Source organism: Paracoccus sp. PAR01, from assembly GCF_014851995.1.
Lineage (GTDB): Bacteria > Pseudomonadota > Alphaproteobacteria > Rhodobacterales > Rhodobacteraceae > Paracoccus > Paracoccus litorisediminis.
In genome coordinates, this window is sequence record NZ_JACVAW010000002.1 from 322,157 (window position 1) to 347,671 (window position 25,515).

Consider the following 25,515-nt stretch of genomic DNA (forward strand, 5'->3'; position numbering starts at 1 on the left):
GGTGCTTATGGCAAAACCGCCCTGCGACGGAAAGGCTTTGGACGCGCGCGGTTTTCTTGCGACATTGCGCCACCCCTACAAAAGCCGCCCCACCCTGCATATCTTGATCGGCGCAGAACCAGACCGGGGACAGGATGGGAATCGCAGACGATCTGATGCAGGGGCTCGGGATTTCCGACCCGGTGATCCGGCTGGGCGTCACGGGCCTGTCGCGGGCGGGCAAGACCGTCTTTATCACCTCGCTGGTGGCAAACCTTCTGGATCGCGGCCGCATGGGCGCGCTGCGGGCGGCTGCCGATGGCTCGCTGAAGGCGGCTTGGCTGCAGCCTCAGCCCGACGATACCGTGCCGCGTTTTGACTATGAGCGGCATCTGGCGGCGATGACCGGCCCCGATCCGCATTGGCCCGAGGGCACGCGCCATGTCAGCCAGCTGCGCCTGTCGCTGCGCACCCAGCCGCGCGGGCTGATCGCAGGCTGGCGCGGACAGCAGGTCGTGCATCTGGATATCGTGGACTATCCGGGCGAATGGCTTCTGGACCTGCGGTTGATGGATCGCGAGTTCGACACATGGTCGGCTGAGGTCTTTGACCGCATGAAGGGCCGCCCCGGCGAGGATGCCTTCCGCGCCGCGCTGAATGGCGCAGACCGCGACAACTTCAATGAATCCGCCGCGCAAGCGCTGGCCGCCGCCTATACCGCCCATCTGCATCTGGCGCGCGATGCGGGTTGGTCGGACTGCACCCCCGGCCGTTTCCTGATGCCCGGAGAGCTTGAGGGCTCTCCCGCGCTGACTTTCACGCCGCTACCGCCCGAGTTTCGTGGCAGCCCGCTGTGGCGCGAATTCTCGCGCCGCTATGGGTCGTACAAATCGCGGGTGGTGAAGCCGTTCTTCCGCGACCATTTCGCCCGGATCGACCGGCAGGTGGTGCTGATGGATGTGCTGGGCGCGATCCATGCCGGGCCGCAGGCGGTCGAGGACATGCGCCGCGCCATGGCCGACATCCTGACCGCCTTTCGTCCCGGTCGCGCTGGCTGGCTGGCGCAGCTTCTGGGCACGCATCGCGTCGGGCGCATTCTTTTTGCCGCGACCAAGGCCGACCATCTGCACCATATCCAGCACCCGCGCCTGACAGCGATTACCGGGGCAATGCTGCGCGAGGCGCGCGACCGCGCCGATTTTTCCGGTGCGCGGACCGAGGCCATGTCCATCGCCTCGCTGCGGACCACGACCGAAGAAACCATCCGCCAGAATGGCGAGGACCTGCCCGCCGTGCGCGGCACGCTGATGGACGGACGGCAGGCGGCCTTCTATCCGGGCGACCTGCCCGCGAACCCGGCCGAGCTTCTGACCCATGCCCGTCAGGGCGGCGAGCACTGGCTGGACGGCGATTACGCGATCATGGACTTCGCCCCCGCCCCCAACACCATCAGGCCGGGCGACGGGCCGCCGCATATCCGGTTGGACCGGGCGGCGGAGTTCCTGTTCGGCGACCAGATTTAAGGAATACGCCATGGCCGAGCCCCCCAAACGCCGCGGTCCCGTCCTGATCGAGATGGGCGAGGCCGCGACCACCGCCCCGCCCTCGGATCAGCCGAGCGGCCCCGAGCCCGTCACCCGCATCGAGACGCCGGACAGCGATCAGCGCACGCGACGCGCGCATCGCGCGGGTTCCGGCGGGGCCGAGGCTCATCCCTCACCCGCCGATGCGCCGATGATCGACGACGGGCTGGGATCGGTGCTGCCGCAGCCGCGCACGATGCAATTGGTGACGCGGCTGGTCGGCGGCGGCCCGACACGGCTGACGCGGTTCTTCATCAATACCGGCGTCGCGTTGTTCAGCTTTCTGCTGTCGGTGGCGGCTTTGCGCTACCTGTCGGACCTGCTGCATACCTATCCGCTGCTGGGCTGGATCGGCATCGCGCTGATGGTCCTGTTCTGCATCGCCGCTTTGGCGATGGCATGGCGGGAATACCGGGCCTGGGCGCGCTTCGCCGCGATCGACGGGATCAACCGGGCCGCCGGGGCGGCCATGGCCTCGGGCGACGTCAAGGCCGCGCAGGACGTGGTCGGGCGGCTGGAGCATCTGTATCGCGGCCGGGATGAACTGGAATGGGGCCGCAAGCGGCTGGCCGAGCACAAGGCCGAGGCCTATGACGCGGCCAGCCTGATCGCCATGGCCGAAACCGAATTGCTGGCACCGCTGGACCAGCAGGCCCGGCGCGAGATCGAGGCCGCGGCCCGCACTGTGGCGGCGGCGACGGCACTGATCCCGCTGGCGCTGGCCGATGTGGTGGCGGCCTTGGCCGCGAACCTGCGGATGATCCGGCGCATGGCCGAGATCTATGGCGGGCGCGCCGGTGCGGTCGGCGGCTGGCGGCTGGCGCGCACGGTGATGACCCATCTGGTCGCGACCGGCGCGGTGGCGGCTGGCGACGACCTGATCCATACCGTTGCGGGGGGCGGTCTGCTGGCGCGTGTCTCGAAGCGTTTTGGCGAGGGCGTGGTGAACGGCGCGCTGACCGCCCGCGTCGGCATTGCCGCGATGGAGGTCTGCCGGCCTCTGCCCTTCATCCAACAACCCCGGCCCAAGGTCGGCAACCTGATCGCACGTGGCCTGAAGGGGCTGTTCGGGGAAGACGATCCGAAGTCCTCGGCCAACTGAGGGCTTGGCGGGGTATTTGTGAAACGATGAAGCCGCAAGGCGTTTGAGCGCGGCCCGGCTTGGGCTATGGACCCTACATGAGATCGCGCCGTTTCGCCCTGATGATGATGGCCGCCGTTCTGGCAATGGGAGTCCTTGCTGGGGCGCGGGATCGTTTCGACGACTGGGTTCAAGCCACCGCATTGCCGCGGCTGGATATTCCCGTCGGCGTCGAGGTCATGGCGCGGGATGGCAGCTTGCTGCGGGCGTTTCAGGTCTCGGATGGGCGCTGGCGGCTGGAGCCGGGCGCGGTCGATCCGCTGTTTCTGGACATGCTGGTGATGTGGGAGGACCGGCGTTTTGCCGATCACTCCGGGATCGACCCGGTGGCAGTGCTGCGCGCGGGCTGGCAGGCCCTGCGGCATGGCCGGGTCGTCTCGGGTGGATCGACCCTGACCATGCAGGTGGCGCGGCTGATCGAGGAAGGACCGACCGGCGAATGGGCCGGAAAGCTGCGACAAGTGCGGCTGGCGTTCGCGCTGGAGCGACGGCTGACGAAGCCTGTGATCATGGATCTGTATCTGCGGCTGGCCCCTTACGGCGCGAATGTCGAGGGGCTGCGCGCGGCCAGCCTGCAATGGTTCGGAAAAGAACCGCGCCGGCTGACCCCCGCCGAAGCCGCGCTTCTGGTGGCACTGCCGCAATCCCCCGAGCGCCGCCGCCCGGACCGCTTTCCGGCGGCTGCGAAATCCGCACGGGACCGGGTTCTGGCGCGGGCGGCGCAGGCGGGCTTGCTGTCCGAAGCCGATGCGCAGGCCGCCATGGCCGAGCCGGTGCCGCGTCAGCGCCGCGCCTTTCCGGCGCTGGCCCCGCTGCTGGCCGAAAGGCTGCGGCGCGAACATCCGGGCGCGCGCCGGATCGAGACCACGATCGATCCCCGCCTGCAACGCCGGGCCGAGGAACTGGCCTCGCGCGCTGTGCGGGGGGCCGGGCGGCGACTGTCGGCGGCGATGGTGTTGGCGGATCATCGGAACGGGGAAATCCTTGCCTCGGTCGGGGCGGCAGACTGGACGGATGGTGGCTCGGCGGGGTTTGTCGACATGACGCGGGCCCTGCGCTCGCCCGGTTCGACGCTGAAGCCCTTTGTCTATGGACTGGCCTTCGACGCGGGACTCGCGCATCCCGAAACGCTGATCGAGGACCGGCCCACCGCCTTTGGCCCGTGGCAGCCGCAGAATTTCGACCGCCAGTTTCGCGGCACGGTCAGCCTGCGGCAGGCGTTGGTGCAATCGCTGAACATTCCCGTCGTCAAGCTGGCCGAGGCGATCGGTCCGAACCGCGTGGTGCAGGGGCTGGAGCGCGGCGGCATCGATCTGCGCCTGCCCGGCGGGACACCCGGACTGGCGCTGGTTCTGGGCGGGGCCGGGGTGACGCTGGAAGATCTGACCACGGGCTATGGCGCGCTGGCGCAAGGCGGGCGCGGGATGCGGCTGTCGGCGCTGCCGGGCGGCGCGCAGGCACTGCCGGTGGCGATGTTCGGGCCGGTCGCGGCATGGCAGGTCGGCAATGTGCTGGCCGGAAACCCCGCGCCGCAGGGGGCGCGGGCGCGGCCCATGGCCTACAAGACCGGCACCTCCTATGGGCATCGCGATGCCTTGGCAGTGGGTTTCGACGGGGCGCATGTCGGTGCGGTCTGGCTGGGACGGCCGGACGGCACCGCGGTACCGGGGGCCTTTGGGGGGGATCTGTCCGCGCCGGTGCTGTTCGACCTGTTCGACGCCCTCCCCCCGGTCGCGCTACCGCCGCCGCCTTCGCAGACACTGACCCTGCCCAACAGCGCCCTGCCCTTGGCCCTGCGCCGCTTTGCCCCCGCAGGCGAGGTCAGCCGGATGGCCGCGCGGCCTTTGGCCCCCGACCGGCTGGCGTTGACCTTCCCCCCAGACGGGGCGGTGATCGAAACATCGGGACCGCTGCTTGCGCGGGCGCGGGGCGGAAAGGGCCCCTGGACCTTTCTTCTCAATGGCTTGCCAAGCAGCGTCGCGTCGGATCGACCGGAAAGCCTGCTGCCAGATCCCGGTCCCGGCTTTGCCCATTTGACCGTCATTGACGCCGCCGGGGCCTCGGCCAGCGCAACGATTCGGCTGCAGCTGCCCGATTTCACGCCACGATAAGCGCTGGAAGGCTTTTCATTGCGCGTGATTGCGACATATTCCCTTCATGTTGCGCATAGATGATCATCTGACGATTCAGGAATGGGAACTCTCCGAGCAGTTCAGCCGCTCGCAGGGGCCGGGAGGCCAGAACGTCAACAAAGTCGAAACCGCGGTCGAACTGCGGTTCGAAGCCGAACGTTCCCCCCACCTGTCCCCCGCCGTCAAGGCGCGCCTGAAGCGGCTGGCCGGACGGCGTTGGACGCAAGAGGGCGCGATCCTGATCCGGGCCGAGGAAACCCGCAGTCAGGCCCGCAACCGCGACATGGCGCGCGAGCGGCTGGCCGAACTGATCCGCGAGGCCCTGATCGCTCCGCGCAAGCGTATCGCGACGCGGCCGACGCTGGGCAGCCAGCGGCGGCGGCTGGCGGCAAAAACACAAAAAGGGACGGTCAAGTCCCTGCGCGGCAAGGTCCGTGAGAATGAGGGGGGAGAGTGAGCAAAACACTGGGCGAAAGGCTAGCCCGCCTTCTGGGCCGCAAGCCGCCGGACATGCAGGTCGCGGCGCTGTGTCTGGACGGCAAGGGCAAGATCCTGCTGGTGACCAGTCGTGGCACCGGTCGCTGGATCGTGCCCAAGGGTTGGCCGATGCCGGGCCGGACGCTGGCCGACGCCGCCATGCAGGAAGCCTGGGAGGAAGCGGGCGTGTGCGGGCGCGTCAACCAGTCCTCGCTGGGCAGCTATCATTATGACAAGCAGCAGGATCATGGCTTTGCCATTCCGGTCGAGGTCCGGGTCTTTGCCCTTGAGGTCGATGAGCTTGCCGATGACTACCCGGAAAAGGACGACCGCAAGCGCCGCTGGTATCGCCCCGAGCGCGCTGCGGAACTGGTCACCGAGAGCGAGTTGAAAAAGCTGCTGCGGGCCTTGCCCGCGCGGCTGGGTCATCAGGCCTGACATGCCCCAGAACGAGCGGGAATACCGCATCCTCGACAAAGATCTGGGACGGGTGACCCATGCCGAGCATGCGGCGCTGGCCTCGGCCCGGCCCATGGTGCGCTTGGGGCTGGCGCTGGTTTTTATCGCGGCGGCGGCAGAATTTGCGGCGGCGGCACTGGCCGGTCAGCCGGCGCTGGGGATCATGGCGGCCTCGGTCGCGGTGGCGATCTATCTGGCGCTGTCGATCGGCGCGAACGACGTGTCGAACGCGCTGTCACCGGCGGTCGGTTCGGGGGCGATCAGTCTGGGCGTGGGTCTGGTGCTGGTCGCGCTGATGGATGTGCTGGGTGCCGTCATGGCCGGAGGCGCGGTCACCCGGACCCTGACCGAAGGGCTGATGGGCGACACGATGGGACAGGGCACGCCCACGGCCAAGATGATGCTGGCGGCGCTGGTCGGCGCGGCGACATGGATCAGCGTTGCCACCCGCCTGAACGCCCCGGTCAGTACCACCCACTCGGTCGTTGGCGCGATTGCCGGGGCGGGCATCGCCACATTCGGTTTCGGCGCGGTCAACTGGGGGGCGATGGCAATCATTGCGATGGGCTGGGTGGTGTCGCCCATCATCTCGGGGCTGCTGGCGGCCCTGATCCTGTCCAGCATGCACCACCATGTTCTGGACAAGGACGACCCGATCCCCTCGGGGCGCCGCTGGCTGACGGCACTGGTCGCGGCAACGGCGGGACTTCTGGTCGCGATGGCGGCGGTGGCGTTTCAGGATCTGGGCTGGCGGATCGTGGCCATTCTGGGCCTGTTGGGCGCGGGCTTGGGGGCCGCCTATGCCCATGTCATGCTCGGTCGCCAGATCCGGCGCGATGCGGGCCAGAAAACCGCGCTCAAGAACCTGCTAGGCGTGCCGCTGGTCGCCGCCGCATTGGTCATGGGCTTTGGCCATGGCGCGAACGACACCTCGAACATCGCGGCCCCGCTGACGATCATCCTGCAAAACATCTCGGACGGGCAAAGCCCACTGCTGGATGCGCAGATGATCCTGCTGCTGTCGGGCATGGGGATCGCGGTCGGCATCCTGCTGTTCGGCAGCCGGCTGGTCAGCATGGTCGGCAGCCGCATCACAAGGCTGAACCCGGCCCGCGCGCTGTGCATTTCACTGGCGACGGCGCTGACGGTGCTGGCTTTCTCGCTGGCGGGGCTGCCGGTCTCGACCACGCATGTCTCGGTTGGCGGCGTCTTTGGTGTCGGCTTCTATCGGGAATGGCGCGACCGGCAAAAGGCCCGGAAACGCGCGCCCATGCCGGACGAGGAATTGCGCCGTCGCCATCTGGTCCGCCGCTCGCATGTGCGCACGATCCTTGGCGCATGGCTGATCACCGTGCCGGTCAACGCGGCGCTGGCGGCGGCACTGGTGCTGGGCCTGGGCCTTTAGCCCGTTCTTTACTTTGCCGCCTGCCGCCCCTATCTCGACATCATGGCCACCAAGTCCGATCCGAATTACAAAATCATCGCCGAGAACCGCCGGGCGCGCTTCGACTATTTCATCGAAAGCGACCTTGAGGTTGGCATCGTCCTGACCGGTTCCGAGGTGAAAAGCCTGCGCACCGGACAATCGAACATTGCCGAAAGCTATGCCTCGGTCGAACAGGGCGAGCTGTGGCTGATCAACGGCTACATCGCCGCCTACAAGCAGGCGGGCGTCTTTGGCCATGAAGAACGGCGGCGGCGCAAGCTGCTGGTCTCACGCAAGGAACTGGCCCGCTTCTGGCAGGCGGTCGGGCGTGAGGGCATGACGCTGATTCCGCTGGTCATGTATTTCAACGACCGCGGCATGGTGAAGCTGAAGATCGGCGTCGCCAAGGGCAAAAAGAACCACGACAAGCGCGAGACCGACGCCAAGCGCGACTGGAACCGCCAGAAACAGCGCCTGCTGAAGCAAGGCTAGCGCCACCAGCCATTGCACGGCCCCGCCCCTGCGGTTACAGGATGGGCGCTTTCGCGTCTGCTCCGGGGGAAGGACCATGCCGACCGATTCCGACAATCCGACGACGCTTGTCTCGACCGCGTGGCTGGCCGCGCATCTGGACGATCCGGGGCTGCGCATCCTTGATGCGACATGGTTTCTGGAACCGGGCCGCGACGCGCAGGCCGAATACGCCGCCTGCCACATTCCCGGCGCGCAGTTTTTCGATCTGGACCGGATCACCGACAGCCGCAGCAGCCTGCCGCATATGGCCCCCCTGCCCGAGACCTTTGCCGAACAGATGGCCGCGCTGGGAATCGGCGATGGCGACCGGGTCGTCGTCTATGACAATTCCCCGGTGCGTTCCGCGGCTCGTGTCTGGTGGACCTTCCGCCTGATGGGTTGGTCCGATGTCGCCGTACTGGATGGCGGCATGGGCAAGTGGCTGGCCGAGGGCCGCGCCACAGCTTCCGCCCCTACCACCCCCACGGCACGCACGCTGACCCCGCATCTGCGCCCGGAACTGGTGCGCGACGTGACGCAGGTTGCTGCCGCCAGCAAGCTTGCCACGCATGAGATCATCGACGCTCGCGGCGAGCCCCGCTTTCGCGGCGAGGCGGCCGAGCCGCGCGCCGGGCTGCGCTCGGGGCATATTCCCGGATCGAAGAACCTGCCCTTTGGCCGGTTGTTCAATGCCGACGGCACGATGAAATCCACGGACGATCTTCGCGCCGAATTCACGGCAGCGGGTATCGACCTGACCAAACCCGCCATCACCACCTGCGGCTCGGGTGTGACGGCGGCGATCCTGTTCCTTGCGCTTGAACGTATCGGACATATGGATCATTCGCTTTACGACGGAAGCTGGGCCGAATGGGGCAGCTTCCCGGACCTTAAAATTGCAACCGGAGACGCGTGATGCTGGGCAATCTGAAACCGCAGGCCCCCGATAAAATCCTGGCCCTGATGGGCGAATTCAAGGCCGATCCCCGCCAGGGCAAGATCGACCTTGGCGTGGGGGTCTACAAGGACGCGACCGGCCATACCCCGATCATGCGCGCCGTACTGGAAGCCGAAAAGCGCATGCTGGCGACCGAAACCACCAAGACCTATGCTGGCCTGTCGGGCGAGCCCGACTTCCAGAAGGCCATGGGCGAGATGATTCTGGCCGACGGCTACAAGCCCGAGACCACCGCCGCGCTGGCCACCGTCGGCGGCACCGGTGCGATCCGTCAGGCGCTGGAACTGGCCCGCATGGCCAATCCCGACCTGCGCGTGTTCGTCAGCGACCCGACCTGGCCGAACCATATCTCGATCATGAATTTCATGGGTCTGCCGGTCGTCACCTATCGCTATTTCGACAATGACACCCGCGCGGTGAACTTCGAGGCGATGGTCGAGGACATCTCGACGGCGAAAAAAGGCGACGTGGTGCTGCTGCATGGCTGCTGCCACAACCCGACCGGCGCGAACCTGAACATCGAGCAATGGGCCGAGGTCGCCTCGATTCTGGAAAAAACCGGTGCGACCCCGCTGATCGACCTTGCCTATCAAGGCTTTGGCGACGGTCTGGAAGAAGACGCGGCAGGCACCCGCCTGATCGCCTCGCGCATTCCGGAAGTGCTGATCGCGGCGTCCTGCAGCAAGAACTTCGGTATCTACCGCGAGCGCACCGGCTGCCTGCTGGCGCTGTGCACCGATAAGGCGACCAAGGATCTGGCACAGGGCGCAATGGCCTTCCTGAACCGCCAGACCTATTCCTTCCCGCCCTTCCACGGCGCCAAGATCGTCGCGACCGTGCTGAACGACGCGGATCTGCGCGCCGACTGGATGGCCGAGCTTGAGGAAGTCCGCGGTGGCATGTTGCGCCTGCGCACGACCCTTGCCAACGAATTGCGCGACCTGTCCGGCTCGGACCGCTTCGGCTTCATCGCCGAGCATCGCGGCATGTTCTCGCGTCTGGGCGCCTCGCCCGAGCAGGTGGCGCTGATGAAGCAGGAGTTCGGCATCTACATGGTGGGTGATTCGCGTCTGAACATCGCCGGTCTGAACGATGAGACCGTGCCGATCCTTGCCCGCGCGATCATCGAAGCCGGCGTCTGATCCAGACCCGCTGAAACGCAAAGCGCGCGCCGATCGGCGCGCGCTTTTTCATTCCGGGATGCGACCGTGCGCCTTCAGCGACGGCCCAACTGGCGGTCGATATAGGTGCGAAGTTCCTCGATCTCGGACTGGCTGTCGCGCAGGTGACCCTTGAGCAACTGCACCTCATTATTGGATTTTCCCAGATCCTCGATCAGCTGGGCCTCGCGCAGTTCCAGCACCCGGATGGCCCGCGCCCGTTCGGCCTCGGCGTCGTGCAGTTTCTGCGCCATGTTGTCCAATTCGTCCATCTGGGTCGGCGTGACCCGGCTGAGTCGCAGGATCAGCCAACTGGCAAGCCAGCCCAGCACAAAGGCGGCAAATAGGATAATAGTCGTGGCGATGATGAATTCATTGCGATTCATGGGCGGCTTTCAGCATTACGGGCCTTAGGTATTATAGTTCTATAGCTGTGCGCGCCGCCCGCGTCATTCGCTGCCGGTAGCATCCGCGGGCGCTTCGCCCTCGGAACCGATCTGCCCTTCGCTATTGTCCGGGAAGGCTGCTTCAAGCGCGGGCACGGTCAGCGCCTCGATCACCTTGACCAGTGCTTCGGGATCGATGGCCGGGGCCGGTTCAGCCGTGGGCTGGGTCGCGTCAGGGGTCGCTGCCGGGGCCTCATCCTTGGCCGCCTCGCCAAGCGCCAGCGGCAGCGCGCCGGTTGCGGCCTCGGCTGTCGCCTGCGCGGTGCGCGCCGCTGTTGCCTCGGCAGTGTCGGTCACGCCGCTGACGTTTTCCGCCGGGACCGTCTCATCGGTCAGGATCGGCTGATCGGACAGCAGCGAGAATTCGATCCGGCGGTTGGCCTCGCGGCCTTCCTCGGTGTCGTTTTCCGAAATCGGGCGGCTTTCGCCATAACCCTTGGCGATCATATGCGACACGTCGATGCCATGTTCCTGCATCGCCGTCAGCACAGCCTGTGCGCGGTTGCGCGACAGTTCGGCGTTCAGCTCCTCAGAGCCCTGCGCGTCGGTATGGCCGCCGATCTCGATCCGGTAGTCGCCGCATTCGGCCATCGTCTCGGCCAAACGGTCCAGCGTCGGCTTGGGATCGCCCGCGATCACCGATTTCGACGGCTCGAAGCCGATTTCGGATTCGTGCATGACGGCGTTCAGCCCGTCCACGCATTCAACGCCGCTGGGAATATGGACCAGCGGATCAAGCCTGCGGTCGTATTGCACCGACAACTCGTAGCGTGCGCCCGCGCCCAGCCGCTGCGACAGGCGCGCGGCCAGCGAATCCGAGGCGCTCTGATTGCCCGAAACCCCTTCAAGCCGGATCAGCGAGGGCGAGACATTGACCGTGCCGCTTTTCAGCGCGGCCAGCGCCTCAAGCGCGGCGATGGTGCGCAGGGTCCAGCCCGAAGGCACGGATTCGTCCACGCGCAGGGCATTGTCGACCTTGCCAAAGCGCGAGCGGGCAAGGCTTTCGACGGCATTGCGCATCCGCTCGTCGCTGACGCGACCGCGCAGGGTGACACCGCTTTGGTCAAGCACGGCACTGAACTCGGCTGGACCTTTCTGGGTCTCGACCTTCTTTTCCAGCTCGCTGGTCAGGCTGAAGGCATCGGGCAGCGCCGATTCCAACCGTCCCGCTGCCTCATCAAAGGTGGCCTGTTCAACCGAAGCCGGGGCGAACAGTGCGACCTGCGTATCCGAGATGGTGACCGATCCCGTCCCCAGCGAGGCGACGGCCTGAATCGCGGGCACGGCAGCTTCGGCCCAATGGGTCGAGGGAGCGCCCAGACCCAGACGGCATTGCGGCGTGCCGGGGATGCCAGCGGCGTTCCCGGCCGCGATGATGCTTTTCATGGCCTCATCGGAATCGGCGGAACAGGCGTCGAAACGCGCGCCCTTCTCATCCTTGACGAAACGCAGGGTAAAGGGGGCGATGACCGGGCGCGGCGCGCTGATCTCGGCGGTCAGCGCGACGTCTTCGGGGCGGGCGCGTTCCAGCGCGGCTTCCAGCGCGGCCTTTTCGCTGGCGCTGTCGGTAATGGCGCGCACCTCGACCTTGCCCGGCACGATCGAGACCTTGGCCCGCTTGGCCAGCTTGGCGGCCTCAAGCCCGAACTCAAATGCGGCGTCCCAGCCCTCGGGCTGGGGGAAGTCGGCGGTCTCGACCAGGTCCGAGACCTCGCCGTTGCCGACCTGCTTTTCCAAAGCCGAGACCATCCCGGCGCGGTCCAGAGTCGCGGGCACCAGCCCGACGATCGAAATGCCCTGATCATTGCGCAGCAGCTCGATGCTGAAATCGGGCGTGCCCAGTTCCTCATGCGCCTTGACCTGCATGGCATCGACGACGCGGGTCGCGCCGACGGTGTTTTCGGCCTGCGTCTTGGCACGGAAGCGCTGGACCTCATCAGGGGCGATGCCGGTCAGATGGACGGTCAGTCCGTCGGACTCTACCTTGACCCAGTCATATCCGGCCTGCCGCATCGCATCGGACACATCCGTCTGCGAGCGGGTTTCCAGAAAATTCGTCGCCGCCTCGGCGCCGAGATAGGACAGACCGCCAGCGGCGATCAGAGCGGCAAGACTTGTAACCACGGCAAAACCGCGGCGTGGCTTGGGATTGGCCATCGGGGGGACCTTCGGGCTGTTTCCGACCTGCCGCCTTTACTGCCGCAGGCGGGAATCTGCAATCAGACCAGCCCCGCAAGGGCAAGAAACAGCGCAACGATCAGCCCGGAATCGCGGTTCGCGCGGAAAAGTCGCAGGCATCCGGCGCTATCCGTCATGTCGAAGCGCTTGAGTTGCCACGAAAGATGCGCAGCGAACCCACCAATCCCCATCAGGGCCAGCACCAAGGCCGGACCTTCGGGACGCGCCGCCAGCACAGATAGCACCAGAAGCGCGGTTGCGGCCACGCCAAAGCGACCAAGCCAGCGTTTCGAATCACGCCCGAACAGGCGCGCCGTGGATTTCACACCGATCAGCGCATCGTCCTCGGCATCCTGATGGGCATAGATCGTGTCGTAAAAGATCGTCCAGGCGATCCCCGCCAGATAGGCCAGCACCGGCGCAGGGGCGATATTGCCCATATGCGCGGCCCAGGCCAGCAGCACACCCCAGTTGAAGGCCAGCCCCAGAAACAGCTGCGGCCACCAGGTGAAGCGCTTGGCAAAGGGATAGATCGCGACCAGCGCCAATGAGGCCACCCCCAGCCAGATCGCCGCCGTGCCCAGCGTCAGCAGGATCACGAAACCCGCCAGACATTGCGCCACCAGCCACAGCACCGCCCCACGTACCGTCACCTGCCCCGAAGGGATCGGACGCGAGCGGGTGCGGCTGACCTTGGCGTCGATGTCGCGGTCGGTGATGTCGTTCCACGTGCAACCCGCACCGCGCATCAGGATCGCCCCCAGCGCACAGACGATGACGATCCACAGGTCGAACCAGGTCGGCGCATCCGCGATCATCGCCAGTCCGACGCCCCACCAGCAGGGCAGCAGCAGCAGCCATGTCCCGATCGGGCGGTCGGCGCGCGACAGCCGCAGCCAAGGCCGCCAGCCGGGCGGTGCATGGCGGTCCACCCAATTGTCGGGCGGCGCATCGGCGACAGTGCGGTGGGCCTCTGGCGTCTGGCGGTCGGTCTGCATTATCCTGCGCCCCATCATGGCGAAAATCAGGCTGTTCATAGATCACCCGCTGGCACAGGGACAAGGCATCGCGCTGTCCTCGGACCAGGCACATTATCTTTCCTCGGTCATGCGGCAGGAGGCAGGGGATGAAATCCTGCTGTTCAACGGCCGCGACGGCGAATGGCTGGCGCGCATTGCCCGGCTGGCCAAGCGCAATGGCGATGTCGTCCCCGAACGCCAGACCGCACCGCAGATGGACCCGCCGGACCTGTGGCTGCTATTCGCGCCGATCAAGAAGACCCGGACCGACTTCATTGTCGAAAAGGCCGCCGAGATGGGCGCCGCGCAGATCGTGCCGGTGCAGACCGACTTCACCAATTCCGAGCGCATCCGTCAGGACCGCCTGCAGGCCCATGCGGTCGAGGCGGCGGAACAATGCGGCGGCACCTATGTCCCCGAGGTCACCGACCTCAGCCCGCTCTCGCGGTTGCTGGACGGCTGGGACGGCACGCGCCGCATCCTTTGGGCCGATGAGGCGATGGTCGGACCCGCCCAGACCCTTGCCGGGCTGACCAAGGGGCCATGGGCCATCCTGATCGGCCCCGAGGGCGGCTTCTCCGAATCGGAACGCGCGCGACTGTCCGCAATGGATTGTGTCACCCGCATATCACTTGGCCCCCGGATCCTGCGCGCTGACACTGCTGCCGTTGCGGCACTTGCGCTTTGGCAGGCGGAACTGGGCGACTGGCGGCGCGATTGAAGCAAGATTTGCGCGCAATTCGCATATTGCGCGCACTAAGCTTGCACAAATAGCCCAAAATTGGTCCGTTGACACAAATTCTTAATGAAAACGCCTGCTTATGCATGCGGCGCATAGGTGGAATGCCCCTACAATCGTGGAATTTCAACTTTGCCCGTCCTATATGCTTGTCATCAGATTGAACGCCCACTTTCAGGGCACTTCCAAACACAGGTGACATCATGTCGGCGATTGACACGAACCGCGTCCATGGCGGGACGCGCTCTTTCGGTATTGGCTCGAAATTTCTGGCGGCGATCGCTGCCTGGAACGATGCGCGCGTGACGCGCAATGAACTGAGCCGTTTGACCGACCGCGAACTGGACGATATCGGCCTAACCCGTGGCGATATCGAAAGCGTCTCGCGCGCCCGCTAAGCTTGGCGGAGAGCGAAGCGAATGAGGCCCCAGGGGATGACCCGCGGGGCCTTTTTCATGCCCAAAACTCAGGCAGAAAAAAGCCCGCCAAACAGGCGGGCCTTTTCATCTTCAGCGACTGACGACCAGCGTCGACCATTCGCCGTAATCGTCGCGACGATCCAGCGCCAGCCCGCCCTTGGCATAGGCGGCTACGACCTCGTCGGCCTGCGTGGTCAGGATGCCCGACAGGATCGCCTTGCCGCCCGGCGCGATCATCTTGGCCATGTCCGGGACCAGATCGATCAGCGGCTGTTTCAGGATATTGGCAAAGACCAGATCGAAGGGCGCGGCGCCCTCGATCAGCGGATGGTCAAAGCCCATCGCCTCGACGCATTCGACACGCCCGTCCAGCCCGTTGGCCATAACATTGGCCTTGGCCACGTCCACGGCCACCGGGTCGATGTCGCCGGCCAGCACAATCACCGGGAACACCCGCGCCGCCGCCATCGCCAGAACGGCGGTGCCGCAACCGACATCGACGATGCGCTGCGGGTTCGCGCCCGCCTCGATCATCCGGTCCAGCGCCAGCAGGCAACCCTTGGTGGTCGAGTGATGCCCGGTGCCAAAGGCCATCGCCGCCTCGATCAGCAGCGATTCGGAACCTTCGGGAATCTTTTCGGCATCATGGCTGCCATGAACGAAGAAGCGCCCGGCCTCGACCGGGGACAGTTCGCGTTTGACATGGGCGACCCAGTCCACCTCGGGCAGTTCCGAGATGATGAAGGGATCGGCACCAAAGGCCGCGGCCATCAGCGCCAGCGACACCTCGTCCGGGCTTTCGGTGAAATACAGACCGACTTCCCAGCGGTCAGAGCCGTCCTCGATCTCAAAGACGCCGCTGCCGACGGGCTCCGGGGTCAGATCCTCGCCCATTTCGGCAAGCGCCTCGGCGGCCTCGCGTCCTGCGGTCTGGGTCAGCGCGGTCCAGGTGGGCATCAGATTTCCTCGGGAGTTGGAGAGGCACAGGCCTGTACGCCCGTGCCACGCAGACCGCAATAGCCGTCCGGGTAACGGTCCAGATATTGCTGGTGATCCTCATGCGCCGGATAGAAGGGTGCGGCGGGCAGGATCTGGGTGGTGATGGCGTGGAAGCCCTCGACGGCAAGGCGGTTGCCGTAATCAGCCTTGCTCAGTTCCGCCGCAGCCTTCTGGCTGTCGTTGAAGTACATGATGACCGAGCGGTATTGCGAACCGACATCATTGCCCTGCCGGTTGCCCTGCGTCGGGTTGTGGTTTTCCCAGAATATCTGCAGCAGACGCTCATAGCTGATGCGAGAGCTGTCATAGATCAGCCGGACAACCTCGGCATGGCCGGTATCGCCGTTGCAGACCTGCTTGTAGGTCGGGTCGGGTACGGTGCCGCCGGCAAAGCCGACCTCGGTCAGCCAGATGCCGTCCTGTTTCCAGAACAGGCGCTCGACACCCCAGTAACAGCCCATCCCGAAGATGGCCTGGTCGAAACCCTTGGGGACCGGCGCGTCCAGCGGACGACCGTAGATAAGGTGGAGGGGAGCGGTCATGGGCGCATCCTTTCAAAAGACTTGCCGTGGATTTAAGCGCGACAATACCTTCGTGCAACGTCACAAGCCCCGCCCCGGTTCGGTTGCGGGCGAAAAGCGAAGGATTGTCATGCGCCCCGGCCCGCTGAACCTGATCACCGACGTCACCGGCCTGCGGGTCGGCAATGCGCGGGATGACGCGCTGCGCTCGGGGGTGACGGTGCTTTTGGGCGATGGGCCACTGGCCTGCGGCGTCAATGTCATGGGCGGCGCCCCCGGCACGCGCGAGACGGAACTGCTGGCCCCGGACAAGCTGGTGCCCGGCATCGATGCGCTGGTGCTGTCGGGTGGCTCGGCCTTTGGCCTTGCGGCCTGCGACGGCGTGTCCGAGGGGTTGCGGGCGATGGGGCGCGGCTTTGCCGTCGGCCCCGTGCGCGTTCCGATCGTGCCGGGGGCGATCGTCTTTGACCTGCTGAATGGCGGCGACAAGGACTGGCAGGCGAATCCCTATCCGACGCTTGGCCGGACCGCCTTGGGGACCGCCGCGACCCATTTCGCTCTGGGCAGCGAGGGCGCAGGCACTGGCGCGATGACGCATCGCTGGAAGGGCGGACTTGGCTCGGCCTCGGCCCGCCTTGATTGCGGGATTACCGTCGGGGCGCTGGTGGTGGTCAATGCCCTGGGTTCGGTGACGGTGGGCCAGTCGCGCCAATTCTGGGCCGCCCCTTGGGAAATCGACGGCGAATTCGGCGGTCTTGGCCTGTCCGGCCCCTACGACGGCCACCATGAGCCGCCCATGTCCAAACGGCTGGGCGAGGCCACGACCATCGCCATCATTGCGACCGATGCGAGCCTGGACAAAGCCGCGCTGACCCGGCTGGCTACCGCCGCACAGGACGGCATGGCCCGCGCCATCGTTCCCAGCCACACCCCCTATGACGGGGATCTGGTCTTTGCCGTCTCGACTGGTGCGCAACCCCTGCCCGACCCGGTGCTGACGCCGTTCCAACTGGGCCATGCCGCCGCATCGGCCCTTGCGCGCGCCATCGCGCGAGGGGTGCATGCGGCCCGTCCGCAGCCGGGCGATCTGCAGCCCTGCTGGAGCGGGACGTAAAAAGGGGACGACGGGAGAGAGATCCGCCGCCCCCAGTCGAGAGACGCCAAGAGGGAAAAACCTGACGCTATCGCCGGAACGCGCGGGAACCCCTTGAGTTCAAAACTTTTTCGTGAACTGCGGGAATTTCAGCCACAGGCTTGCCTTGCGACGGCAAAAGCGCCAGCCTTCAGCGTCCCCTGCCCAGGAGTTGCGCCATGAACAAGCATGTGACCGACCTGAAAATGCTGCTCAAGGACCCCTCGCTTCTTGAGACCCGCGCCTATGTCGCCGGTGAATGGATCGAAGCCGATGACGGCGCCACCTTCGAAGTGACGAATCCGTCCCGTGGCGATGTCATCGCCCAGGTCACCGACCTTGGCCGGGCCGAGGTCAAGCGCGCCATCACCGCCGCCGAGGCCGCGATGAAGCTTTGGGCCGCCCGCACCGCCAAGGACCGCGCGCAGGTCATGCGCAAATGGTTCGACCTGATGATGGAAAATCAGGACGATCTGGGCAAGATCCTGACCGCCGAGATGGGCAAGCCGCTGGCCGAGGCCAAGGGCGAGATCGCCTATGGCGCCAGCTTCATCGAATGGTTCGGCGAAGAGGCCAAGCGCATCTATGGCGAGACCATCCCCGGCCATATGCCCGACAAGCGCCTGACGGTGATCCGCCAGCCGATTGGCGTCGTGGCCTCGATCACGCCGTGGAACTTTCCGAACGCGATGATCACCCGCAAATGCGCCCCGGCCATTGCGGCGGGCTGCGGTTTTGTCGGGCGCCCCGCCTCGGAAACGCCGCTTTCGGCGCTGGCCATGGCGGTGCTGGCCGAACGTGCGGGCATCCCCAAGGGGCTGTTCAGCATCGTGCCCTCGACCAAGGCGTCGGACATCGGCAAGGAATTCTGCGAGAACCCCGCCATCCGCAAGCTGACCTTCACCGGCTCGACCAATACCGGACGCATCCTGCTACGGCAGGCGGCGGATCAGGTGCTGAAATGCTCGATGGAGCTGGGCGGCAATGCCCCCTTCATCGTCTTTGACGACGCCGATCTGGATGCGGCTGTCGAAGGGGCGATGGCCTCGAAATTCCGCAACAATGGCCAGACCTGCGTCTGTGCGAACCGCATCTATGTGCAGGCGGGCGTCTATGACGCCTTTGCCGACAAGCTGGCAGCGGCGGTCGAGAAACTGAATGTCGGCGACGGCCTGACCGAGGGCGTCACCACCGGCCCGCTGATCAACGAAAAGGCCGTCGAAAAGGTGCAGGACCATATTCAGGACGCGCTGGATGGCGGCGCGCAGATCCTGACCGGCGGCCAGCCGATCGAGGGCCTTTTCTTTGAGCCGACCGTGGTCACCGGCATCACCCAGACGATGAAGGTCGCAACCGAGGAAACCTTTGGTCCGCTTGCGCCGCTCTTCCGCTTCGAGACCGAGGAAGAGGCGGTGCGATATGCCAATGACACGATCTTCGGCCTCGCCGCCTATTTCTATGCCCGTGACATCGGTCGCGTGACCCGCGTGCAAGAGGCGCTTGAATACGGCATCGTCGGCGTGAATACCGGCATCATCTCGACCGAGGTCGCACCCTTTGGCGGGGTCAAGCAATCGGGCCTTGGCCGCGAGGGCTCGCGCCACGGGATCGAGGATTATCTGGAAATGAAATACATCTGCCTGTCGGTCTGACTCGGCGGAAATGAAAAACCCCGGAGCAGCGCTCCGGGGTTTCTGGGATCAGTGATCCTCGTCTTCGTCGTGCTCGTCCGCGGCGGGAAGGTTGAAGAAGCTGTCCGCATCAAGGTTTTCCTCGACGGCAGGCTTGTCCTCATCCTTGGTCAGGCCGAAGCCTTCCAGACCGGCAAGGCCGCCCGACAGGCGCGGCTCATCCGACATGGCCAGCGAGGTCTCGGTCGAGAGCAGCTTGCGGCGCTCATCGTCGGTCATCGCGCCGCCTTCCGACGCCTTGCGCTTGGCGGCCTTCTGCACCGCCGAATCCAGCTCGGACTGACGGCACAGACCCAACGCGACCGGGTCGATCGGCTGGATGTTCTGGATGTTCCAATGCGTCCGCTCGCGGATCGAGGCGATGGTCGGCTTGGTCGTGCCCACCAGCTTCGAGATCTGCGCATCGGCCAGTTCCGGGTGGAACTTGACCAGCCACAGGATCGCCGCCGGGCGGTCCTGACGCTTGGACAGCGGGGTGTAGCGCGGACCGCGACGCTTCTCCTCGCCATCGGCGGCGGGGTTGTGCTTCAGGCGCAGCTTGTAGCGGGGGTCCTTCTGACCCTTGTCGATCTCGATCTGGTCGAGCTGGTTCGAGGCGATGGGGTCGAACCCCTTGACGCCGACCGCCACGTCACCATCGGCGATGCCCTGCACCTCAAGCTCGTGCATGCCACAGAAGTCGCCGATCTGTTTGAAGCTGAGAGTCGTGTTGTCGACCAGCCAGACGGCGGTGGCCTTGGCCATCAGCGGCTTATTCATGACCTTCTCCTTAACAATATCTTCTTCGGCCGGGAAAACGGCTGTTGGCAGGTGCCATTCCATTTTCGGGGAGGGGGGATTGACAGGATATATAGGGCTTTGCCAAGCCGGAATAAAGCCTGAATTTCGTGGCGCGGTTGCACCGTTGCCGCTACTCTTGCGACCATGAGATCACTCGCCACGCTTGCCGTTCTGGCCCTGATGGCCGCCCCATTGCATGCCGCCGACAAGGCCGGAGAGTTCGACTATTACGTCCTCTCGCTCAGCTGGTCACCAAGCTGGTGCGACCTTGAGGGCCGCGCCGAAAACTCGGACCAATGCGACGCCGGCCGCAAGCTTGGCTTCACCGTCCACGGGCTTTGGCCGCAATACGAAAAAGGCTGGCCCGCAGACTGCCGGACCAATGCCCGCGACCCCTCGCGCCGCGAAACCCGCGACATGGCCGATATCATGGGTTCGGGTGGATTGGCTTGGTATCAATGGAAAAAACACGGCCGTTGCTCGGGGCTGACCTCGCGCGACTATTTCGCATTGGTGCGCAAGGCCACCGCCCGCGTCCACCTGCCCGAAGTGCTGAACCGCCTGTCGCGCGACGTCACCCTGCCTTCGAAGGTGATCGAGGAGGCCTTTCTTGAAAAAAATCCCGGAATGACGCGCGACGGCATCACGGTGACCTGCCGCGCCAAGGCGCTTCAAGAAGTGCGAATCTGCGTCACCAAGGACCTTGAACCGCGCAGTTGCGCACCCGATGCCCGCCGGGACTGCCAGGGCAGCTTCCTGATGCCCGCGCCGGAATAGCGGCAACCTCGCATTGCCTCCGGCGGGGGTATTTCGGAAACGGAGAAGCGGTTAACCGAATCGCAAGAATTTCGGGCGCAAGCTTGGCCTTGCGGAACAGGCGGGGACGCCGATGACCGCCAAGAGAGAAGCCACACCCCGACCCTTTGCTCCGGCGGGCGGGGTGTGCGCGTTTCTTTCTTGCTTAAATATCCCCGCCGGAGGCTCCGGGCAGCAGCCAGATGTCCGGCCGCTTCATTCCTCGCCCGAGACCTGCAACAGGATCTTGCCGATATGCGCGCCGCCTTCCATGCGGTCATGGGCTTCGCTGGCGCGGGCCAGCGGATAGGAGCTGTCGATCAGCGGGCGGACCGCGCCGGTCTCGACAAACGGCCATAGCTCACGGCACAACTCATGCGCGATACGGGCCTTGGCGGCGTCGGATTGCGGGCGCAGGGTCGAACCGGTGACTGTCAGCCGTCGCATCATGATCTGGGCAAAGTTGATGTCGGCCTTGGCCCCGCCCAAAAAGGCGATCATCACCAGCCGGCCGTCATCGGCCAGCGCCCGAAGATTGCGCGCGATATAGGCTCCGCCCACCATGTCAAGGATCAGGTCGGCCCCACCGGCCTGCGTCAGGATCTCGACGAAATCGGCATCGCGATAATTGATTGCCTGTGCCCCAAGGCGGGTACAGGCGTCGCATTTGTCTGGCGAACCTGCGGTGGCCCAGACCCGAGCGCCCAAGGCGCGCGCGACCTGAATAGCCATCGTCCCGATACCGGACGAGCCACCATGCACAAGGAAGCGTTCCCCGGCCTGCAACCCGCCCCGCGTGACGATGTTGGACCAGACGGTGAATGCGGTTTCCGGCAGGGCTGCGGCCTCGCGCAGGCCAAGTCCCGCGGGGATCGGCAAGGCGTGATCGGCAGGACAGGCTGCGTATTCGGCATAGCCGCCGCCGGGCAGCAACGCGCAAACGCGGTCGCCGACCTTCCAGCGCGACACCCCCGGCCCGATACCCACCACGGTTCCCGCGCATTCAAGGCCCGGCAGATCCGACGCCCCAGCCGGCGGCGCATAAAGCCCCGCGCGTTGAAGCGCGTCCGGGCGGTTCACGCCCGCCCAGGCAACGCGGATCAGGATCTGGCCGTGACCCACGGGGGGGATCGGACGCGTGGCGGGTTTCAGGACTTCGGGGCTGCCCGGTCGGGTGATCTCGACCGCCTGCATCAGATTGGAATTCATGCATCGCCCCCGCCGGGACGGGTCACGTCACGCAGGTGACCGGGACCGCGCGCGCCTGCCGGGCGATGAATCCAACCGGTGGCAAGGCCGGTCAGCGCCGCCATGCCCGGAAGGCCCGCCAACCGGGCCTTGACCTTCTCAAAGCGCATCACGCCATCGATCCGGCGTTCCACGAAGGCGCGGGTTTCGTCCAGCTCGGGCGTCTCGTCGCCCAGCCAGTACAGCACCGTCGCACCATAGACCGTGGAAAGCGTCGCGCGCTTGGAATACCAGTTCACGTCCTCCGAGGTGTCGCCCAGCCCGTCCCACACCGCATCCGAGGTCTCCCAGACCAGTCGCGCACCCAATGCGGCATTCTGTGGCAGGGCGAACAGCACCGCCCCTGCCCGCGCCATTTCGCGATCCGTCAGCCTTAGCCGCTGCATCACCGCATCGACCACACGGTCGCGAAAACGACCCTGCAAGGGCGTCGTGGCCAGCCATGTGCGCAAGGCCGCATCACCCCGGCGATGATAGGCCGCGGCCAGATCCACGCCGCCGCGCGGCAGGTGGACATGCGCAAGACTGGATGAGATGCCGATGTCGCGCGCACCCGCAGCTATGGCCTTGTCGCTCATGCCGTCAAAGACGACATGCTCCAGCGCTGCGTCGATCAACCTGTCCCGTTCTGTGGTCATTCTGCTCTCCTGCGGATGGCCGGGGAAAATCTGGACAAAAGCGATTCGCCCTGATATGAGACCGCTTCCTGCAAATCTGCTCAACTTTAACCTAGGAAGGTGGTGACAACCACATGCAGGTAAGTGTTCGCGACAATAACGTCGAACAGGCGCTTCGTGCTCTGAAGAAAAAACTTCAGCGCGAGGGGGTGTTCCGTGAAATGAAGCTCAAGCAGCATTTCGAGAAACCCTCGGTCAAGAAGGCCCGTGAAAAGGCCGAGGCCGTCCGCCGTGCCCGTAAGCTGGCGCGCAAAAAAGCGCAACGCGAAGGCGCACTGTAAGACAAGCGACACGTTTGTTTTCTGGATACCCCCGTGGCCCCGGCTTCGGGGGTTTCCTATATTTCAGACTGGCAGCGCCGTGGTGAAGGCCACGGTCTTCAGCGAAAACGATGAATGCATCTGCGCCACGCCCGGCAACTTGGCCAAACGCTGGCGGTGAATGCGGGCGAAGTCGTCGGTATCCTGCGCGACGACCTTCAGCAGGTAGTCCGCCGATCCGGCCATCAGGTGGCATTCCAGCACATCCGGGATCTTACGCACCGCCTTTTCAAAGGCGTCCAGCAACTCATCCGCCTGCCCGGAGAGGGTGATTTCCACGAATACCGTGGTCGGGCGCTCCAGCTTGCGGGCATCCAGTAGTGCGACATAGCCGCGGATCAGGCCTGTTTCCTCAAGGCGTTGAACCCGTCTGTGGCAGGCGCTGGCAGACAGGCTGACCTCGACCGCCAATTCGGCATTGGTGATGCGCCCGTTGCGCTGCAGGACCGCAAGGATGCGGCGATCCGTGGCGTCGATCTCGATCATCGTGGTCATCCCTGCTGTCTATCCGTCGATCCGGTGTATTTTTCACCAGAGTATCGGCCATCCGCGCAAAAGAAAACGGCGCGTCGGGACGCGCCGCCGGGTATGGGCCTGCGCTCAGGCGCGGGTCGCGCGCAGTTCGTCGCGAATCTGCAGCAGAAGTTCCTCGGAAGTGGGACCGGTCGGCGCGGCTTCCTCGGCCTTTTTCTGGACCACGCTGCGCTGCACCCGGTTCACGGCCTTGACCAGCAGGAAGACCGCCCAAGCGATGATCAGGAAATTGATGATCGCGGACAGGAACGAGCCATAGGCAAAGACCGAGGCCCCGGCATCGCGCGCCGCCTGCAGGCTGGCACCCTCGGGGACATTGCCTTTCAGCACGAAATAATGGCCGCTGAAATCCGTCCCGCCGGTCATCAGGCCGATGATCGGATTGATCAGATCGGCCACCAGCGAGTTCACGATGGCAGTGAAGGCGGCACCGATGATGATACCAACAGCAAGGTCGATGACATTGCCGCGGGCGATGAATTCCTTGAACTCCTTGAGCATCTGCTTACCTTTCCTGAGGCCACTTGCGTTGGCGGGGCCAAGTCCTGGCCCGCATCCATCCTTTGAAGATTGTTCAGGATCGTCCCAAAATGTCTACACTTTCTGATTTTCCGATCACGCGTCGCTGGCCGCCTGTCCGCCCCGACGTGATCCAGCTTTACACGCTGAATACGCCGAACGGCATCAAGACCTCGGTCATGCTGGAGGAGTGCGGGCTGGATTATGACGCCCATCACATCAGCATCGGCAACCCCGAGGATCAGTACACGCCAGAGTTCCTGTCGCTGAACCCCAACAACAAGATCCCGGCGATGATCGACCCGAACGGGCCGGATGGCCAACCGATCGGCCTGTTCGAGACCGGTGCCATGCTGATCTATCTGGGCGACAAGACCGGGAAGTTCCTGCCGCTCGAAGGGGCGGCGCGCTATCACACCCTGCAATGGCTGATGTGGCAGATGGGCGGCGTCGGGCCGATGTTCGGGCAGGTCGGCTTTTTCCACCGCTACAAGGGCAAGGAAATCGAAGACCCCCGTCCCCGCACCCGCTACTACAATGAGGCGCGACGGCTGCTAGGCGTGCTGGACCGCCAGCTGATCGGCAAGGAATGGATCACCGGCGAATATTCCATCGCCGACATGGCCATAGCACCCTGGGTGCGGACTTTGCGCACCAGCTACGATGCCGAGGTCGAGACGGGTCTGGCCGAGATGGCCAATGTCCAGGCCTATCTGGAACGTTTCCTGGCGCGCCCCGCCGTGCAGCGCGGGCTGGTCGTCGGCGCGGCCTGAACCCTTGCGCGCAGCCGCCGAAATTGAGCGGCTGCGCCATCGCGCCCTGAGTCAAGACGCCTTGCGCAGGACCGGACCGGACGCGACAGTCAGGGTGGACATTCCTTGGCATGGCCCGCTGAAATGGCTCGTCGCAACCGCATTTTCCATCCGATCGCCTCGGCCCGCATCCTTGTCGGGCATCGCAGAAGTCCCGGCAGCGACTATGTGCTGGCCACCCTTCTTGCCTTTGTCGCGGGGGCCGCAAATGCCGGAGGGTTCTTTGCGCTGGGGCAATATACCTCGCATATGACGGGGTACCTGTCCCAGATCCCCGACCATCTGGTCGCCGGGGAATTGCCGGTGGCAGCGATCGCGGCGCTTGCCATTGCAGCCTTTGTCACCGGCGCGGGGTTCAGCAGCCTTCTGATCAACTGGGCGCGCATCCGGCTGGGGCGCAGGCAATATGCGCTGCCAATCGCCATTCAGGGGCTGTTCCTGCTGTGCTTTGCCGCTGGCGGCATCCTGCGCGGAACACTGGGCCATCTGTTCGCTCTGGCCTGCCTTTGCTTCATCATGGGCATGCAGAACGCAACCATCACCAAGATTTCCTACGCACGGGTGCGCACGACCCATGCAACCGGCATGATCACCGATATCGGCATTGAGCTGGGCCGGGCGATGTGTCGCCTGCTGCTGCCCACATCGGGTGTCCGGCCCAATGTCGTAAAGCTGAAAATCCTGCTGACCCTGATCGGGGCCTTCCTGCTGGGCGGGATCGTGGGGGCGGCAGGCTATTCGGCCGTCGGCTTCCTCTTTTCCCTGCCGCTGGCGTTTTTGCTGCTGGCGATCTCACTGCCCGCGCTGCCACTTCTAAAACGAAAACGGCCCGCGTGATGCGGGCCGCTTGATCCAGAA

27 protein-coding genes are annotated in these 25,515 nt (G+C 65.3%); 17 read left to right on the plus strand and 10 right to left on the minus strand.

What is annotated here, in order from left to right:
- The first annotated feature begins 134 nt into the window (after positions 1 to 134).
- The 9 genes from IB235_RS06705 (at position 135) to IB235_RS06745 (ending at position 9,810) form a co-directional block, all read left to right on the plus strand.
- Positions 135 to 1,502 (plus strand): YcjX family protein, encoded by a 1,368-nt coding sequence (locus IB235_RS06705; RefSeq protein WP_155038839.1) that lies wholly within the window; start codon positions 135 to 137, stop codon positions 1,500 to 1,502.
- 10 nt (positions 1,503 to 1,512) lie between these two features.
- Complete coding sequence (locus tag IB235_RS06710) at positions 1,513 to 2,664, plus strand: YcjF family protein (RefSeq protein ID WP_192336123.1); 1,152 nt, start codon at positions 1,513 to 1,515, stop codon at positions 2,662 to 2,664.
- Between the two features lie 77 nt (positions 2,665 to 2,741).
- A complete protein-coding gene (pbpC, locus tag IB235_RS06715; protein ID WP_192336124.1) occupies positions 2,742 to 4,814 on the plus strand; it encodes a penicillin-binding protein 1C in 2,073 nt (690 codons plus the stop codon).
- A 46-nt stretch (positions 4,815 to 4,860) separates the two neighbouring features.
- Positions 4,861 to 5,292 (plus strand): alternative ribosome rescue aminoacyl-tRNA hydrolase ArfB, encoded by a 432-nt coding sequence (gene arfB / locus IB235_RS06720; protein WP_155038842.1) that lies wholly within the window; start codon positions 4,861 to 4,863, stop codon positions 5,290 to 5,292.
- The gene (locus IB235_RS06725) at positions 5,289 to 5,750 is read left to right on the plus strand and encodes an NUDIX hydrolase (protein WP_370576840.1); all 462 of its coding nucleotides are present in this window, start codon (positions 5,289 to 5,291) and stop codon (positions 5,748 to 5,750) included. The genes arfB and IB235_RS06725 overlap by 4 nt, the downstream gene beginning before the upstream one ends.
- A gap of 1 nt (position 5,751) precedes the next feature.
- On the plus strand, positions 5,752 to 7,176 hold the full coding sequence (locus IB235_RS06730; protein ID WP_192336125.1) for an inorganic phosphate transporter: 1,425 nt from the start codon (positions 5,752 to 5,754) through the stop codon (positions 7,174 to 7,176).
- 42 nt (positions 7,177 to 7,218) lie between these two features.
- Positions 7,219 to 7,689 (plus strand): SsrA-binding protein SmpB, encoded by a 471-nt coding sequence (gene smpB / locus IB235_RS06735; protein ID WP_155038844.1) that lies wholly within the window; start codon positions 7,219 to 7,221, stop codon positions 7,687 to 7,689.
- Positions 7,690 to 7,765: 76 nt separating this feature from the next.
- A complete protein-coding gene (gene sseA, locus IB235_RS06740) occupies positions 7,766 to 8,626 on the plus strand; it encodes a 3-mercaptopyruvate sulfurtransferase (protein ID WP_192336126.1) in 861 nt (286 codons plus the stop codon).
- Complete coding sequence (locus IB235_RS06745; RefSeq protein WP_155038846.1) at positions 8,626 to 9,810, plus strand: amino acid aminotransferase; 1,185 nt, start codon at positions 8,626 to 8,628, stop codon at positions 9,808 to 9,810. The genes sseA and IB235_RS06745 overlap by 1 nt, the downstream gene beginning before the upstream one ends.
- Positions 9,811 to 9,884: 74 nt before the next feature.
- On the opposite strand, the gene IB235_RS06750 is transcribed toward IB235_RS06745, so the two are convergent.
- The 3 genes from IB235_RS06750 to ubiA form a co-directional block, all read right to left on the minus strand.
- A complete protein-coding gene (locus IB235_RS06750; RefSeq protein WP_155038847.1) occupies positions 9,885 to 10,214 on the minus strand; it encodes a hypothetical protein in 330 nt (109 codons plus the stop codon).
- Between the two features lie 63 nt (positions 10,215 to 10,277).
- The gene (locus tag IB235_RS06755; protein WP_192336127.1) at positions 10,278 to 12,431 is read right to left on the minus strand and encodes an OmpA family protein; all 2,154 of its coding nucleotides are present in this window, start codon (positions 12,429 to 12,431) and stop codon (positions 10,278 to 10,280) included.
- A gap of 62 nt (positions 12,432 to 12,493) precedes the next feature.
- Positions 12,494 to 13,450, minus strand: a complete 957-nt coding sequence (gene ubiA / locus IB235_RS06760; RefSeq protein ID WP_192336128.1) for a 4-hydroxybenzoate octaprenyltransferase — start codon at positions 13,448 to 13,450, stop codon at positions 12,494 to 12,496.
- A gap of 16 nt (positions 13,451 to 13,466) precedes the next feature.
- On the opposite strand from ubiA, the gene IB235_RS06765 reads away from it, so the two are divergent.
- Together IB235_RS06765 and IB235_RS06770 are read left to right on the plus strand one after the other, a co-directional pair.
- Positions 13,467 to 14,192 carry a 16S rRNA (uracil(1498)-N(3))-methyltransferase gene (locus IB235_RS06765; RefSeq protein ID WP_192336129.1) on the plus strand — a complete coding sequence of 242 codons (726 nt, stop codon included), beginning with the start codon at positions 13,467 to 13,469 and terminating at the stop codon, positions 14,190 to 14,192.
- Positions 14,193 to 14,413: 221 nt separating this feature from the next.
- The gene (locus IB235_RS06770; protein WP_155038851.1) at positions 14,414 to 14,608 is read left to right on the plus strand and encodes a DUF1127 domain-containing protein; all 195 of its coding nucleotides are present in this window, start codon (positions 14,414 to 14,416) and stop codon (positions 14,606 to 14,608) included.
- 111 nt (positions 14,609 to 14,719) lie between these two features.
- On the opposite strand, the gene IB235_RS06775 is transcribed toward IB235_RS06770, so the two are convergent.
- Together IB235_RS06775 and msrA are read right to left on the minus strand one after the other, a co-directional pair.
- Positions 14,720 to 15,586: a 50S ribosomal protein L11 methyltransferase gene (locus tag IB235_RS06775; RefSeq protein WP_155038852.1), complete on the minus strand. Its 867-nt coding sequence runs from the start codon at positions 15,584 to 15,586 to the stop codon at positions 14,720 to 14,722.
- Positions 15,586 to 16,170 (minus strand): peptide-methionine (S)-S-oxide reductase MsrA, encoded by a 585-nt coding sequence (gene msrA / locus IB235_RS06780; protein ID WP_155038853.1) that lies wholly within the window; start codon positions 16,168 to 16,170, stop codon positions 15,586 to 15,588. Before msrA ends, IB235_RS06775 begins: the two co-directional genes overlap by 1 nt.
- A 109-nt stretch (positions 16,171 to 16,279) precedes the next feature.
- Between msrA and IB235_RS06785 the strand changes: the two genes are divergently transcribed.
- Both IB235_RS06785 and IB235_RS06790 read left to right on the plus strand, forming a co-directional pair.
- A complete protein-coding gene (locus IB235_RS06785) occupies positions 16,280 to 17,263 on the plus strand; it encodes a P1 family peptidase (protein ID WP_192336237.1) in 984 nt (327 codons plus the stop codon).
- Positions 17,264 to 17,460: 197 nt separating this feature from the next.
- Positions 17,461 to 18,933: an NAD-dependent succinate-semialdehyde dehydrogenase gene (locus IB235_RS06790; protein WP_192336130.1), complete on the plus strand. Its 1,473-nt coding sequence runs from the start codon at positions 17,461 to 17,463 to the stop codon at positions 18,931 to 18,933.
- A 48-nt stretch (positions 18,934 to 18,981) separates the two neighbouring features.
- On the opposite strand, the gene IB235_RS06795 is transcribed toward IB235_RS06790, so the two are convergent.
- Complete coding sequence (locus IB235_RS06795; RefSeq protein WP_155038855.1) at positions 18,982 to 19,731, minus strand: DUF1013 domain-containing protein; 750 nt, start codon at positions 19,729 to 19,731, stop codon at positions 18,982 to 18,984.
- A gap of 165 nt (positions 19,732 to 19,896) precedes the next feature.
- Here IB235_RS06795 and IB235_RS06800 point away from each other — a divergent pair, with 165 nt between their 5' ends.
- Complete coding sequence (locus IB235_RS06800; RefSeq protein WP_192336131.1) at positions 19,897 to 20,529, plus strand: ribonuclease T2; 633 nt, start codon at positions 19,897 to 19,899, stop codon at positions 20,527 to 20,529.
- 234 nt (positions 20,530 to 20,763) lie between these two features.
- Here the strand turns inward: IB235_RS06800 and IB235_RS06805 are convergent, their stop codons facing one another.
- Both IB235_RS06805 and IB235_RS06810 read right to left on the minus strand, forming a co-directional pair.
- Positions 20,764 to 21,756: an NAD(P)H-quinone oxidoreductase gene (locus IB235_RS06805; protein ID WP_192336132.1), complete on the minus strand. Its 993-nt coding sequence runs from the start codon at positions 21,754 to 21,756 to the stop codon at positions 20,764 to 20,766.
- Complete coding sequence (locus tag IB235_RS06810) at positions 21,753 to 22,433, minus strand: COQ9 family protein (RefSeq protein WP_192336133.1); 681 nt, start codon at positions 22,431 to 22,433, stop codon at positions 21,753 to 21,755. The genes IB235_RS06805 and IB235_RS06810 overlap by 4 nt, the downstream gene beginning before the upstream one ends.
- 113 nt (positions 22,434 to 22,546) lie before the next feature.
- Here IB235_RS06810 and rpsU point away from each other — a divergent pair, with 113 nt between their 5' ends.
- Positions 22,547 to 22,753, plus strand: a complete 207-nt coding sequence (gene rpsU / locus IB235_RS06815) for a 30S ribosomal protein S21 (RefSeq protein WP_011748553.1) — start codon at positions 22,547 to 22,549, stop codon at positions 22,751 to 22,753.
- Positions 22,754 to 22,816: 63 nt separating this feature from the next.
- Here the strand turns inward: rpsU and IB235_RS06820 are convergent, their stop codons facing one another.
- The gene (locus IB235_RS06820) at positions 22,817 to 23,275 is read right to left on the minus strand and encodes an Lrp/AsnC family transcriptional regulator (RefSeq protein WP_192336238.1); all 459 of its coding nucleotides are present in this window, start codon (positions 23,273 to 23,275) and stop codon (positions 22,817 to 22,819) included.
- A gap of 117 nt (positions 23,276 to 23,392) precedes the next feature.
- The gene (gene mscL / locus IB235_RS06825) at positions 23,393 to 23,827 is read right to left on the minus strand and encodes a large conductance mechanosensitive channel protein MscL (protein ID WP_192336134.1); all 435 of its coding nucleotides are present in this window, start codon (positions 23,825 to 23,827) and stop codon (positions 23,393 to 23,395) included.
- An 89-nt stretch (positions 23,828 to 23,916) separates the two neighbouring features.
- Here mscL and IB235_RS06830 point away from each other — a divergent pair, with 89 nt between their 5' ends.
- Positions 23,917 to 24,618, plus strand: a complete 702-nt coding sequence (locus tag IB235_RS06830) for a glutathione S-transferase N-terminal domain-containing protein (RefSeq protein WP_192336135.1) — start codon at positions 23,917 to 23,919, stop codon at positions 24,616 to 24,618.
- Between the two features lie 123 nt (positions 24,619 to 24,741).
- Positions 24,742 to 25,494: a YoaK family protein gene (locus IB235_RS06835; RefSeq protein WP_192336136.1), complete on the plus strand. Its 753-nt coding sequence runs from the start codon at positions 24,742 to 24,744 to the stop codon at positions 25,492 to 25,494.
- Positions 25,495 to 25,515: the final 21 nt, after the last annotated feature.